The sequence below is a fragment of the Pedococcus sp. P2_D7 genome (genome assembly GCF_056404295.1).
Map to the genome: position 1 here is coordinate 489,242 of NZ_JBFUEH010000002.1, position 12,348 is coordinate 501,589.

Annotated in this window: 9 protein-coding genes; 8 read left to right on the forward strand and 1 reads right to left on the reverse strand. The window is 70.3% G+C overall.

Features of this window, described 5'->3' with window-relative positions; translation table 11 throughout:
* Positions 1-26: 26 nt before the first annotated feature.
* The 6 genes from AC1DWJ_RS05870 to AC1DWJ_RS05895 all read left to right on the forward strand — a co-directional run bounded on the left by AC1DWJ_RS05870 (position 27) and on the right by AC1DWJ_RS05895 (position 8,651).
* The gene (locus AC1DWJ_RS05870; protein ID WP_457256261.1) at positions 27-1,577 is read left to right on the forward strand and encodes an NCS1 family nucleobase:cation symporter-1; all 1,551 of its coding nucleotides are present in this window, start codon (positions 27-29) and stop codon (positions 1,575-1,577) included.
* Positions 1,565-2,308 (forward strand): aspartate/glutamate racemase family protein, encoded by a 744-nt coding sequence (locus AC1DWJ_RS05875; RefSeq protein ID WP_457256262.1) that lies wholly within the window; start codon positions 1,565-1,567, stop codon positions 2,306-2,308. Before AC1DWJ_RS05870 ends, AC1DWJ_RS05875 begins: the two co-directional genes overlap by 13 nt.
* Positions 2,309-2,507: 199 nt before the next feature.
* On the forward strand, positions 2,508-4,073 hold the full coding sequence (locus AC1DWJ_RS05880) for a xanthine dehydrogenase small subunit (protein ID WP_477620237.1): 1,566 nt from the start codon (positions 2,508-2,510) through the stop codon (positions 4,071-4,073).
* A complete protein-coding gene (gene xdhB / locus AC1DWJ_RS05885; RefSeq protein WP_477620238.1) occupies positions 4,070-6,526 on the forward strand; it encodes a xanthine dehydrogenase molybdopterin binding subunit in 2,457 nt (818 codons plus the stop codon). The genes AC1DWJ_RS05880 and xdhB overlap by 4 nt, the downstream gene beginning before the upstream one ends.
* A 2-nt stretch (positions 6,527-6,528) precedes the next feature.
* Entirely contained in the window at positions 6,529-7,344 is an 816-nt protein-coding gene (xdhC, locus tag AC1DWJ_RS05890; protein WP_477620239.1) for a xanthine dehydrogenase accessory protein XdhC, read from the forward strand.
* Positions 7,341-8,651: a guanine deaminase gene (locus AC1DWJ_RS05895; RefSeq protein WP_477620240.1), complete on the forward strand. Its 1,311-nt coding sequence runs from the start codon at positions 7,341-7,343 to the stop codon at positions 8,649-8,651. The genes xdhC and AC1DWJ_RS05895 overlap by 4 nt, the downstream gene beginning before the upstream one ends.
* Positions 8,652-8,770: 119 nt before the next feature.
* Here the strand turns inward: AC1DWJ_RS05895 and aceB are convergent, their stop codons facing one another.
* Positions 8,771-10,390, reverse strand: a complete 1,620-nt coding sequence (aceB, locus tag AC1DWJ_RS05900) for a malate synthase A (protein ID WP_477620369.1) — start codon at positions 10,388-10,390, stop codon at positions 8,771-8,773.
* 138 nt (positions 10,391-10,528) lie between these two features.
* Between aceB and AC1DWJ_RS05905 the strand changes: the two genes are divergently transcribed.
* A complete protein-coding gene (locus tag AC1DWJ_RS05905; RefSeq protein WP_477620241.1) occupies positions 10,529-11,329 on the forward strand; it encodes an IclR family transcriptional regulator in 801 nt (266 codons plus the stop codon).
* Between the two features lie 101 nt (positions 11,330-11,430).
* Positions 11,431-12,216, forward strand: a complete 786-nt coding sequence (locus AC1DWJ_RS05910; protein ID WP_477620242.1) for a glycerophosphodiester phosphodiesterase family protein — start codon at positions 11,431-11,433, stop codon at positions 12,214-12,216.
* The last annotated feature ends 132 nt before the right edge of the window (positions 12,217-12,348 follow it).

A 12,348-nucleotide genomic window follows, 5' to 3' on the forward strand; every position in this document is an offset into this window, starting at 1 on the left:
GTCACGCGGTGGACAAAGGAGTCCGGATGAGCACCACTGAAAAGCCCTTCGAGACCGAGGAAGCGGCCGCTGCGGCGGGGTTCGCGACCCACCACGGGGAGCACGACCACGGCGCCGGCGCAGGTCTGATCAAGCCGTCGTACGACGAGCGCCTGACCAACGAGGACCTCGCTCCGCTCAAGGAGCAGACCTGGTCCTGGTACAACATCTTCGCCTTCTGGATGTCCGACGTGCACAGCGTCGGCGGCTACATCACCGCCGGCAGCCTCTTCGCGTTGGGCCTCACCAGCTGGCAGGTCTTCGTGTGCCTGATCGTCGGCATCACGATCGTGCTGTTCTTCTGCAACCTCGTCGCGAAGCCCAGCCAGCGCACCGGTGTTCCCTACCCGGTGATCTGCCGGTCGGTCTTCGGGGTGCTGGGCGCGAACATCCCCGCCATCATCCGAGGGCTGATCGCGGTGGCCTGGTACGGCATCCAGACCTACCTCGCCTCGGCCTCGCTCGACATCCTGCTGGTCCGCATGTGGCCGGGGCTCGAGCCGTACGCCGACGTGAGCCAGCACGGGTTCCTGGGCCTCTCGACCCTCGGCTACGCGACGTTCGCCGTGCTCTGGGTGGCTCAGGCGGCGGTCTTCTGGACCGGCATGAACACGATCCGCAAGTTCATCGACTTCGCCGGACCGGCCGTCTACGTCGTCATGATCGCGCTCTGCGTCTACCTCCTGTCGAAGGCCGGCTGGAGCGTCAACCTCAACCTCTCCGACCACGAGCTGTCGGGTGGCAAGGTCTTCACGACGATGCTCGCCGCCACGGCCCTGGTCGTGTCCTACTTCTCCGGGCCGATGCTCAACTTCGGTGACTTCTCCCGCTACGGCCGCACCTTCCAGGCCGTGAAGAAGGGCAACTTCTGGGGACTGCCGATCAACTTCGTCTTCTTCTCGCTGCTGACCGTCCTCACCGCCGCGGCCACCCTGCCGGTCTACGGCAAGCTGATCACCGACCCGGTGGAGACCGTCGGCCACATCGACAACACCTTCGCCCTGGTCCTCGCGGCGCTGACCTTCACCACGGCCACGATCGGCATCAACATCGTCGCCAACTTCGTCTCGCCGGCCTTCGACTTCTCCAACGTCAGCCCACAGAAGATCAGCTGGCGGATGGGCGGCATGATCGCCGCGGTCGGCTCGGTGCTGCTGACGCCGTGGAACCTCTACAACAGCCCCGAGACGATCCACTACACGCTCGACACCCTGGGCGCCTTCATCGGCCCGTTGTTCGGCGTCCTCATCGCCCACTACTACGTCGTGCACAAGCAGCGGGTCTGCGTCGACGACCTGTTCACGATGGACGAGTCCGGCGCCTACCACTACAAGCGGGGCTACAACCCGCCCGCGATCTGGGCCACCGCGCTCGCCGCGGTCGGCGCCCTCGCCGCAGTGTTCGTCCCCGGCATCAACCGGTTCGACGACTACTCCTGGTTCATCGGCTGCGGGATCGGTTTCGCGGCCTACGCGCTCCTCGCCCCGCGGATGGGTGTCAGCGACAGCCCGCTCGACGCGAAGACGTGCGTGAAGTGACCGTCCACCTCACCGTGGTGAACCCGAACACCACGACGTCCATGACCGCCCTCATCGAGGCGGAGGCGCGGCGGGTGGCCGGCCCCGACACCGTCATCACGGCTCGGACGCCGTCGATGGGGCCGGCCTCGATCGAGAGCCACTACGACGAGGCGCTGGCCGTGCCGGGGCTGCTCGAGGTCATCCGCGAGGACCAGCAGGCGGACGCGTTCGTCCTGGCCTGCTTCGGGGACCCCGGTCTGGACGCCGCCCGGGAGGCGGCGTCCAGGCCGGTCATCGGCATCGCCGAGGCGGCGATGAAGACCGCCTCGCTGCTGGGGCGGAGCTTCTCGGTCGTCACCACCATGAGCCGCACGGTGGGCCGGGCCTGGGACCTCACTCGCACCTACGGACTGGAGCGTCAGTGCGCCGGCGTGCACGCGTGCGACATCCCCGTGCTCGAGCTCGAGGAGGACCGCGACCGCACGTATGCCGTGATCCTCGCCTTCGCGAAGAACGCCCTCGCGGCCGACGGCTCCGACGCGATCGTGCTCGGGTGCGCCGGGATGGCGGGGCTTCCCGAGCTGCTCACCGAGCAGCTCGGGGTGCCGGTCGTCGACGGCGTCGCGGCCGGGACCCTCCTCGCCGAGAGCGTGGTGCGTCTCGGGTTGCGACCCTCGACGCACGGCGAGCTCGCCCCGCCGCCCCCGAAGGCCTTCACCGGGGTGCTGCAGGGCTTCGGCCGCGCCTGACCCGACCGTCCAGTGCGCGGAATGGTCGGCGGAAACCCTTGATTCAACAGTTTGTTGAGATCTATCCTGCTCGGGAATGAACGACAGGGCCGTCGTTCGGCATGGATAACCGGCGGACCCACTCCTGTCAGCAACCATGCCCCTTGGCGGTGACGCCTGGGGGATGATGGTCCCCAAAGACGGGGCGACGGGAGTCACCATGGTGTCAACCAACACTCACGCTGTTGACGAGCACAGTGTCTTCGGCGAGCACAGTGTCACGGTCAACGGCGCGCCCCGCGCGCTCGACGGCACCGACCCGAGCACCACGACCCTCGACTGGCTCAGGGCCCAGGGCCTGACCGGCGCCAAGGAGGGCTGCGCCGAGGGGGAGTGCGGCGCCTGCTCCATCATGGTGGCCCGCCCCACCGAGGGCTCCGGCACCCAGTGGACCGCGGTGAACGCGTGCCTGGTGCCGGTCGCCGCACTCGACGGCCAGGAGGTCGTCACCTCCGAGGGCCTCGGCCGCCCCGACGCGCTGCACCCGGTGCAGCGCGAGATGGCCGTCCGCGGCGGGTCGCAGTGTGGCTACTGCACGCCGGGGTTCATCTGCAGCATGGCCACCGAGTACTACCGCGAGGGTCGTTGCGCCCCTGCTTCGGTGGCCCCCGACCCGTCGCAGAACGGTCACGAGGCAGCGTCGGCAGACGCCCAGGGCCACACTGCCAACGACCCGGGCGTCGCGCCCGACCACGAGCACGGGCCCAACGGCTTCGACCTGCACGCCCTGTCGGGCAACCTGTGTCGCTGCACGGGCTACCGACCCATTCGCGACGCCGCCTACGCCCTCGGCGAGCCTGCCGACGACGACCCGTATGCCGCGCGGCTGGCCGCCGCCCCGCCCGCCGCCCGCGCCACGCGGCTCGACGGCCCCACCGGGACGTTTGCCCGCCCCGGAGACCTCACCGAAGCGCTGTCCCTGTTGGCTGAGCACCCCGACGCCGTGTTGGTCGCCGGGTCCACCGACTGGGGGGTCGAGGTCAACATCCGCGGTGCCCGCACTCCTTTCGCGATCGGCATCGACCGGCTGCCGGAGCTCCGGACCCTGTCGGTCGGTGACGACTCGGTCGAGATCGGTGCCGCCCTCAGCCTGAGCGAGGTCGAGCGGGGTCTGGCTGGGCGAGTCCCGTTGCTGGACCAGATGTTCCCGCAGTTCGCCTCCCGGCTGATCCGCAACGGCGCGACCATCGGCGGCAACCTCGGCACCGGATCGCCCATCGGCGACACCCCGCCCGCGCTGCTCGCCCTGGAGGCGGTCGTGGTGCTCGCCTCCACCGACGGGGAGCGCGAGGTGCCCCTGGCCGACTACTTCACCGGCTACCGGCAGACCGTCAAGCGCGAGGGTGAGCTCATCCGGGCCGTGCGGATCCCGTTGCCGCTCAGCGAGGTCACGGCGTTCCACAAGATCGCCAAGCGCCGGTTCGACGACATCTCCAGCGTGGCAGTCGGCTTCGCGCTCGACCTGCGCGACGGCATCGTCGCCAAGGCGCGGATCGGCCTCGGGGGCGTCGCCGCCACCCCCATCCGCGCACTGGCCACCGAGGCCGCGCTCGAGGGCCGGGCCTGGCGTGCCGACGTCGTCCGCGAGGCGGCTGCGGTGATGCGCGCCGAAGGCACGCCGATGGACGACCACCGCGCCAGCGCGGCATACCGCACGGCGACACTCGGCACGGCGCTCCTCAAGCTGCATGCCGAGACCGCGACGCAGCAGGAGGTCGGAGCATGAGCGCCCTGTCCCAACGCCCTGCCAATCCCGTTGTCGGGCAAGAGATCCCGCACGAGTCGGCGTCGCTGCACGTGACCGGTGAGGCGCTCTACACCGATGACCTCGCCGTCCGCACGCACGGCATCCTCCACGCCCACCCGGTGCAGGCACCGCACGCCCATGCCCGCGTCACCCGGCTCGACACGGCACCTGCGCTGGAGGTCCCCGGCGTCGTGCGGGTCCTGACGGCCGACGACGTGCCAGGGGTGAACGACGCAGGGGTCAAGCACGACGAACCGCTCTTCCCGTCGGAGGTCATGTTCTTCGGTCACGCCGTGTGCTGGGTGCTCGGCGAGACGCTCGAGGCCGCCCGGCTGGGGTCGCTCGCGGTCGAGGTCGACTACGAGCCGCTGCCGTCACTGGTCACGGTGCACGAGGCGATCGAGGCGGGGAGCTTCCAGGGCGGCCAGCCGCACATGGAGCGAGGTGACATCGAGGCCGGGTTCGCCGGAGCGGCCCATGTCTACAGCGGCGAGTTCGAGTTCGCGGGGCAGGAGCACTTCTACCTCGAGACGCACTGCTCGATCGCGCTCGTCGACGAGAACGGCCAGATCTTCGTCCAGAGCTCGACCCAGCACCCGACCGAGACGCAGGACATCGTCGCCCACGTCCTCGGCCTGCCCAGCCACGCCGTCACCGTCCAGTGCCTGCGCATGGGCGGCGGCTTCGGTGGCAAGGAGATGCAGCCCCACGGGTATGCCGCCATCGCGGCCCTCGGCGCGACGCTCACCGGCCGTCCGGTGCGCCTGCGGCTCACCCGCACCCAGGACATGACCATGTCGGGGAAGCGGCACGGGTTCCACGCGCAGTGGCGGGTCGCCTTCGACGACAACGGCTTGCTCCAGGCGCTCGACGCCACACTCACCTCCGACGGTGGCTGGAGCCTCGACCTCTCCGAGCCGGTGCTGGCCCGGGCGCTGTGCCACATCGACAACGCCTACTGGATCCCCAACGTGCGAGTGAACGGGCGGATCGCCAAGACCCACAAGACGTCACAGACGGCCTTTCGTGGGTTCGGCGGGCCCCAGGGCATGCTCGTCATCGAGGACATCCTCGGCCGGTGCGCGCCGCAGCTGGGCATCGACCCGATCGAGCTGCGGTCCCGCAACTTCTACGTCGACGGGCAGTCCACCCCCTACGGTCAGCCGGTCCGCCACCCCGAGCGGGTCGCGACCTGCTGGGAGCAGGTGCTCACGACCGGTGACGTCGCGGCGCGCAAGGCCGACATCGCGGCATACAACGCCTCGCACGAGCACTCCAAGCGCGCCCTGGCGATGACGCCCGTGAAGTTCGGGATCTCCTTCAACTTCACGTCCTTCAACCAGGCCGGCGCCCTCGTCCACGTCTACAAGGACGGGTCGGTGCTGATCACCCACGGTGGCACCGAGATGGGGCAGGGCCTGCACACCAAGATGCTCCAGGTGGCGGCCACGACGTTGGGCGTGCCGTTGTCGACCGTCCGGCTCGCGCCGACGCGCACCGACAAGGTCCCGAACACCTCGGCCACCGCAGCCAGCTCCGGGGCGGACCTCAACGGTGGGGCGGTCAAGGACGCCTGCGAGCAGATCATCGAGCGCCTGCGTGCCGTCGCCGCCGGCCGGCTCGGGGTGCACCCGGCCGACGTGCGGTTCACCGACGGACACGTGGGCAAGGTCGGCGGCGCGGAGTCCGTGCCGTGGGCCGAGCTCGTCAACCAGGCCTACTTCCAACGGATCCAGCTCTGGGCCGCCGGCTTCTACCGCACCGAGGGACTGCACTGGGACTCGTCGACCATGCACGGGTCGCCGTTCAAGTACTTCTCCTACGGCGTGGCGGCCAGCGAGGTCGAGGTCGACGAGTTCACCGGCGCCTACCGGCTGCGGCGCGTCGACATCGTGCACGACGTGGGCGACTCGCTGTCGCCGCTGGTCGACATCGGGCAGGTCGAGGGTGCCTTCGTCCAGGGTGCCGGCTGGCTGACGCTCGAGGACCTGCGCTGGGACGAGTCCGACCGGCCGTCGCGGGGTCGGCTGGCCACCCAGGCGGCGAGCACCTACAAGCTGCCGAGCTTCTCCGAGATGCCCGAGGTCTTCAACGTGGCGCTGCTTGAGCGCGCCCACGAGGACGGGGCCGTCTACGGCTCCAAGGCAGTCGGCGAGCCGCCGCTGATGCTCGCGTTCTCGGTGCGTGAGGCCCTCCGCGAGGCGGCTGCGGCCTTCGGTCCGGCGAGGACGTCGGTCGACCTCGCCTCGCCGGCGACCCCTGAAGCCGTCTTCTGGGCGGTCCAGGAGGCTCGTGGCGGCGCCGAGCCCCCGCACATGACCGCGATGGTCGAGGGCGCGCCGGGCGTCGTCCCCGACCAGCCCGACGCCGACGCAGCACCCCTGCGGCCGCGCTCCGAGCAGGCCGCCCAGCCGGCCAGGGCGGGGACCTGACCATGGAGTGGCTGTCTGCCGTCGAACGGTTGCGGCGGGAGCGCCGGCCGGGTGTCCTCGTCACGCTGACCTCGGTGCGCGGACACTCGCCGCGCGCGGCCGGGGCCAAGATGGTCGTCGGTGTGGCTGCGACCTGGGGCAGCATCGGCGGCGGCAACCTCGAGGCGACTGCGGTCGCCCGTGCTCGCACGATGCTGGCCGAGGGGGCGGCAGCTCCGGAGCAGATCGCGTTGTCCCTCAACGACAAGGCGCCCGTCGAGCACGGACAGCAGTGTTGTGGCGGCGAGGTGCAGGTGCTCCTCGAGCCGCTCGCGGTGGTGCCCGCGGTCGCGATCTTCGGGGTCGGCCACGTCGGTCTCGAGCTGGCCCGCATCCTAGCCCGCCACGACCTCGAGCTCCACCTGGTCGACTCCCGCGCCGACCAGCTCACGTCCGACCGCCTCGGCGTCCTCGACGACTCGACGGCCCGGGTGCACGTCCACCACGCACCGGTCCCCGAGCTCGTCCTCGGCCAGGTGCCCCGGGGCACGCACGTGCTGGTCATGACCCACGACCACGCCGAGGATGCTGCGCTCTGCGACGGCGCCCTGCGCTGCGAGCACCTCGGGTCGATCGGGCTCATCGGCTCGTCGGCCAAGTGGTCGCGATTTCGCCAGCGCCTTGCCGCAGAGGGACATTCGGACGCGGACCTCTCGCGGATCCAGACCCCGATCGGGTCGGCGCACCTGACCGGCAAGGACCCGGCCACCATCGCCCTGAGCGTCGCGGCCGACCTGGTCCGCGTGTTCGAGTCCGAGGCGTCGAAGGTGGCGCGATGACGCTCTTCCGGGCCACCGTGCTCGACACCCCCGAGAACCCCTTCGAGGGAGGGGCGCTGCGCGCGCAGGACGACTGCGGGCTGCTCGTCGAGGGTGGGGTGGTCGTCGCGCGCGGCGACTTCACTGCCTTGCGTGCCGAGCACCCTGACGAGGATGTCCTCGACCTCCGGGAGGGCATGGTCCTGCCCGGGCTGGTCGACACGCACGTCCACTTCCCGCAGGTGCGGGTCATCGGCGGTCTCGGGATGCCGCTGCTCGACTGGCTCGACCAGTGCGCGCTCCCGGAGGAGATGCGGCTGGCCGACGTCGACATGGCCCGTGGCGTGGCGAGGGACTTCGTCACCGGGCTCGTGGACGCGGGCACCACCACGGCCCTCGTCTTCGGCTCGCACTTCGCCTCGGCGGTCGACGTGATGTTCGAGGCCGCCGACCTCTGGGGGCTGCGGGTCACCACCGGCCTGGTCAGCTCCGACCGGATCCTGCCCGAGCCGCTGCTCACCACGCCCGAGCGGGCCTACCAGGAGTCCCGCGACCTCGCCTCGCGCTGGCACGGCAAGGGGCGTCTCCGGTATGCCGTGACGCCTCGCTTCTCGCTGTCGGCCAGCGACGCGATCCTCGAGTCCTGCGCGGCGACGTTCGGCGAGGTCGACGGCTCCTGGTTCACCTCCCACGTCAACGAGAACACCGCCGAGGTGAAGGAGGTCGCAGAGCTCTTCGGCGGGGCCTCCTACGTCGACACCTACGACCGCCACGGACTCGTCACGCCGCGCTCGGTGCTGGCCCACAACGTGCACCCCACCGACCCCGAGCTGGCAACGCTCGCCGCGCGGGGTGCTTCGGTCGCGCACTGCCCGACGAGCAACTCGGCGCTCGGCAGTGGGCTCTTCCCCCTGCGACGCCACGTCGAGGCCGGGGTGCAGGTCGCCATGGGGTCGGATGTCGGTGCGGGCACTGGCTTCTCGATGCTCAAGGAGGGTCTGCAGGCCTACTTCATGCAGCGCCTGCTGGGCGACGAAGGGCTGCCCCTGACCTCGGCGCACCTCCTGTGGCTGTGCACCTCCGCCGGCGCCCGAGCCCTCGGGCTCGACCATGAGGTGGGCGACCTCTCGGTGGGCAAGCAGTTCGACGCGATCTGGCTGCTCCCCGAGGCGGGCGACCCCCTTGCCGTGGGTCTCGGCAACGCCAAGTCGGCCGACGACGCGCTCTCCAAGGTGTTCGCGCTCGGCACGACGTCCGACATCGGTGGCGTCTGGGTCGGTGGCGACCAGATCGCTGCCGGGCGTTGGCGGATGCCCCGCCGCACCTGACCCCCTTCGGTCGTCTCCAGCAACCTTTGCTAGCAAAGGAAACTCGTTGACGGACGCCTTGCAACCTGTCCACGAACGAGCAATGTGTGCTAGCAAAGGTTGCTCGCGGGGGTGGGGGGTCAGGCGCGCTCGGCCTTCAGGACCTCGGCGTAGGCCGGGAGCGTCAGGAAGTCGGGGAAGTCGGGGTCGAGCGCACACTCGACGAACAACCTCCGCGCGGTCTCCAACGCATCCCGCGCGGTCTCGTCGTCGCCGACCGACTCGACCAGGGCGGCATACTCGCTCTCCACCACCTCGTCCACGAGCTCGCGGGTGACGGTCTCGCCCGAGGCGAGGGTGGCTCCGGAGTTGAGCCACTGCCAGATCTGGCTGCGCGAGATCTCGGCGGTCGCGGCGTCCTCCATGAGGTTGTGGATCGCGACCGCGCCGTTGCCGAGCAGCCACGCCTGGAGGTACTGGATGCCGACGGAGACGTTGCCGCGCAGGCCATCCAGCGTCCGGTCACCCGGGGTGGAGGCCGCATCGAGCAGGTCGGCTCCGGTGACCGAGACCTCGTCGCGCTGCTTGGCGAGCTGGTTGGGGGAGTCGCCGAGCACCCCGGTGAAGATCTCCTTGCACAGCTCGACCATGCCGGGGTGCGCCACCCACGACCCGTCGAAGCCGGCCCCGACCTCGCGCTCCTTGTCGGCCCGCACCTTGGCGAAGGCCGCTTCGTTGACCGAGGGGTCCTTGCTCGGGATGAAGGCCGCCATGCCGCCGATCGCGAACGCCCCGCGCTTGTGGCAGGTCTGGACCAGCAGGTCGCTGTAGGCCTTCATCATCGGCGCGTTCATCGTCACGGCATTCCGGTCGGGGAGGGTGAACGACGGCCCGGAGTCCCGGAAGTACTTGATGATCGAGAACAGGTAGTCCCAGCGACCGGCGTTGAGCCCGGCCGCGTGGTCGCGCAGCTCATAGAGGATCTCGTCCATCTCGAAGGCCGCGGGGATCGTCTCGATGAGCACCGTCGCGCGGACCGTGCCCTGCGGGATGCCGAGGGACTCCTGCGCGAACGTGAAGACGTCGTTCCAGAGCCGGGCCTCGAGGTGGGACTCCATCTTGGGGAGGTAGAAGTACGGGCCACTCCCGCGCTCGATCAGCTCGGCGGCGTTGTGGAAGAAGTAGAGGCCGAAGTCGACCAGCGCGCCGACCAGCGGACGACCGTCGAGGGTCAGGTGCTCCTCGTCGAAGTGCCAGCCGCGGGGGCGCGGCACGATGACGGGTATGCCGCCCGGGTCCTTGAGCTCGTAGTGCTTGCCCTGCGGGGTGGTGAGCTCGATGGTGCGGCGGACCGCGTCGTAGAGGCTGACCTGCCCGCCGATGACGTTGTCCCAGTGGGGGGTGTTGGCGTCCTCGAGGTCGGCGAGCCACACCTTGGCGCCGGAGTTGAGGGCGTTGATCGCCATCTTGCGCTCGGTCGGACCGGTGATCTCCACCCGGCGGTCGGCGAAGTCGGCGGGCGCAGGAGCGACGGTCCAGTCACCCTCGCGGACCTCGCGGGTCTCGTCGAGGAAGTCCAGACGCCCGGTCCGGGACACCTCCGCCCGACGCGACCGGCGGGCCTCGAGCAGCTCGTCGCGGCGGGCCCCGAACCTCGCCTGCAGCTCCCCGAGGAACGCCAGCGCGGCCGGAGTCAGGATCTCGGTGCTGCGCTCGACCTCGTGGGGTGCGTCGACGACGACGGTGGGCACGGAGTGCATGGTGGGCGTGGTGGGCTGGGACATGCGCATCCTCGGGAGAAGTCAGTGGTGTCGCGTGCCGCGGTGGCGGCCTACGGACTAGGATTGTTCCATGATACGAAATCTTCTTCTCATTCGGGAAGGACTGGGGAGAGATATATGAGCACGGAACCGACCGTCGAGGACGGGTCGATGCCCCCCGCGAGGACCGGTGGCGGTGTGCAGTCGCTCGAGCGCGCGTTCGCCATCCTCGAGACGATGGCTGACGCCGGCGGCGTGATCAGCCTGTCGCAGCTCGCCAACGACGCCCAGCTGCCGTTGCCCACGATCCACCGGCTGGTGCGGACGCTCGTCGACCTCGGTTACGTCCGCCAGGAGGCCTCCCGTCAGTACTCGCTCGGCCCACGCCTCATCCGGCTCGGGGAGACGACGTCGCGGATGGTCAGCCGCTGGGCTCGCCCCCACATGGAGCGGCTCGCCCACGAGCTCGGGGAGTCGGTCAACCTGGCGATGCTCGACGGCGACCAGGTGGTTTACATCGGCCAGGTGATGGCCAGCCGCAACTCGATGCGCATGTTCACCGAGGTCGGTCGTCGGGTGCTGCCGCACTCCACCGGCGTCGGCAAGGCGATCATGGCGGGCATGGATCCCGAAGCCGTGCAGGCCATCCTCGCCCGCACCGGCATGCCGGCCCGCACCGAGCACACCATCACCGATCCCGAGGCCTTCGCCGCCGAGCTCGACCGGACCCGCGACCGCGGCTACGCCCTCGACGAAGGTGAGCAGGAGGTCGGCGTGCGGTGCGTGGCCGTCGCGATCCCGGGCTCGTCGCAACCACTGGCGCTGTCAGTGTCCGGTCCGCTGCCGCGCATGACCGACGCGTTCATCGAGGGTGCGGCACCGCCGATGCACGCTGTGGCAGAGGCGATTTCGGCCGAAATGCGGGGCGCGACCGTCTAGCGGGTCGGCATCGGGCGAACGGTTGCCTTCCATGGGGTGAACAGTGGTGCCAGGAGCCGTTTTCGGTGCTGGGCGCCCCGAGACTTCGGCACGCTGGTGTCATGGCCTACGGCTCCGAGCTCGGACCCATCGCCCTCGCCCACCGCGGAGGCGCGTCCCTTGCGCCTGAGAACACCATCGCGGCCTTCAGCCTCGCGACCGCCCTCGGCATCCGCTACCTGGAGACCGACGTCCGCATCACCGCCGACGGTGAGCTCGCCTGTTTCCACGACGCGACCCTCGACCGGGTGACGGACGGACGCGGTCCGCTCGCGCGGCATACCCTCGCGCAGCTGCGGCAGCTGCGCGTCCTGGGGCGCGAGCCGATCCCCACCTTGACCGAAGCCCTTGAAGCCTTCCCTGACGCCAGGTTCACGGTCGACCTCAAGGAGCGTACGGCGATCCCTGCGCTCACCAAGGTGTTGCAGCACAAGGACTTCCGCGAGCGGGTCTGCATCGCGGGCGCGTGGGACGGGTGTCTCGACGTCGTGCGCGCACAGGTGCCGGGCGTGCGGACCGCGCTGGGCTGGCGCGCGCTGGCCGCGGTGGTCACCTGCGCCCGCGCCGGTATGCCGCCCGCTCGCCGGTTCGCGACCGCCGAGTTCCTGCACGTGCCGGATCGGCTGGGGCGGGTGCAGGTGTTCGTCGAACGCTTGGTGACCGGCGCGCACGGGATCGGCGTCAAGGTCGTGGTCTGGACGGTCAACGACCAGCCCTCGATGGTGCGGCTCCTCGACGCCGGGGTGGACGGCATCATCACCGACCGGCCGGACCTGCTGCGCGAGGTGCTGCTGGCGCGCGGGCAGTGGACCCCGATGCCGGGACGCGTGCCCAACCCGTCCTCATAGTCCCGCAGGCGCGCCCGGCTCGGGTGCCGTGGCAGGTGACGTGGCAGGTGACGTGGCAGGTGACGTGGCAGGTGACGTGGCAGGTGTCGTGGCCTGGCCGTGGCCGGAACAGGATGCCGATCGTCCTGAACC

Bases quoted from the DNA above. Each gene is read 5' to 3' on its own strand.
- AC1DWJ_RS05870 (WP_457256261.1), top strand. From the start codon at position 27: ATGAGCACCACTGAAAAGCCCTTCGAGACCGAGGAAGCGGCCGCTGCG.
- AC1DWJ_RS05880 (WP_477620237.1), top strand. From the start codon at position 2,508: ATGGTGTCAACCAACACTCACGCTGTTGACGAGCACAGTGTCTTCGGC.
- xdhB (WP_477620238.1), top strand. From the start codon at position 4,070: ATGAGCGCCCTGTCCCAACGCCCTGCCAATCCCGTTGTCGGGCAAGAG.
- xdhC (WP_477620239.1), top strand. From the start codon at position 6,529: ATGGAGTGGCTGTCTGCCGTCGAACGGTTGCGGCGGGAGCGCCGGCCG.
- AC1DWJ_RS05895 (WP_477620240.1), top strand. From the start codon at position 7,341: ATGACGCTCTTCCGGGCCACCGTGCTCGACACCCCCGAGAACCCCTTC.
- aceB (WP_477620369.1), bottom strand. From the start codon at position 10,390: ATGCACTCCGTGCCCACCGTCGTCGTCGACGCACCCCACGAGGTCGAG.
- AC1DWJ_RS05905 (WP_477620241.1), top strand. From the start codon at position 10,529: ATGAGCACGGAACCGACCGTCGAGGACGGGTCGATGCCCCCCGCGAGG.
- AC1DWJ_RS05910 (WP_477620242.1), top strand. From the start codon at position 11,431: ATGGCCTACGGCTCCGAGCTCGGACCCATCGCCCTCGCCCACCGCGGA.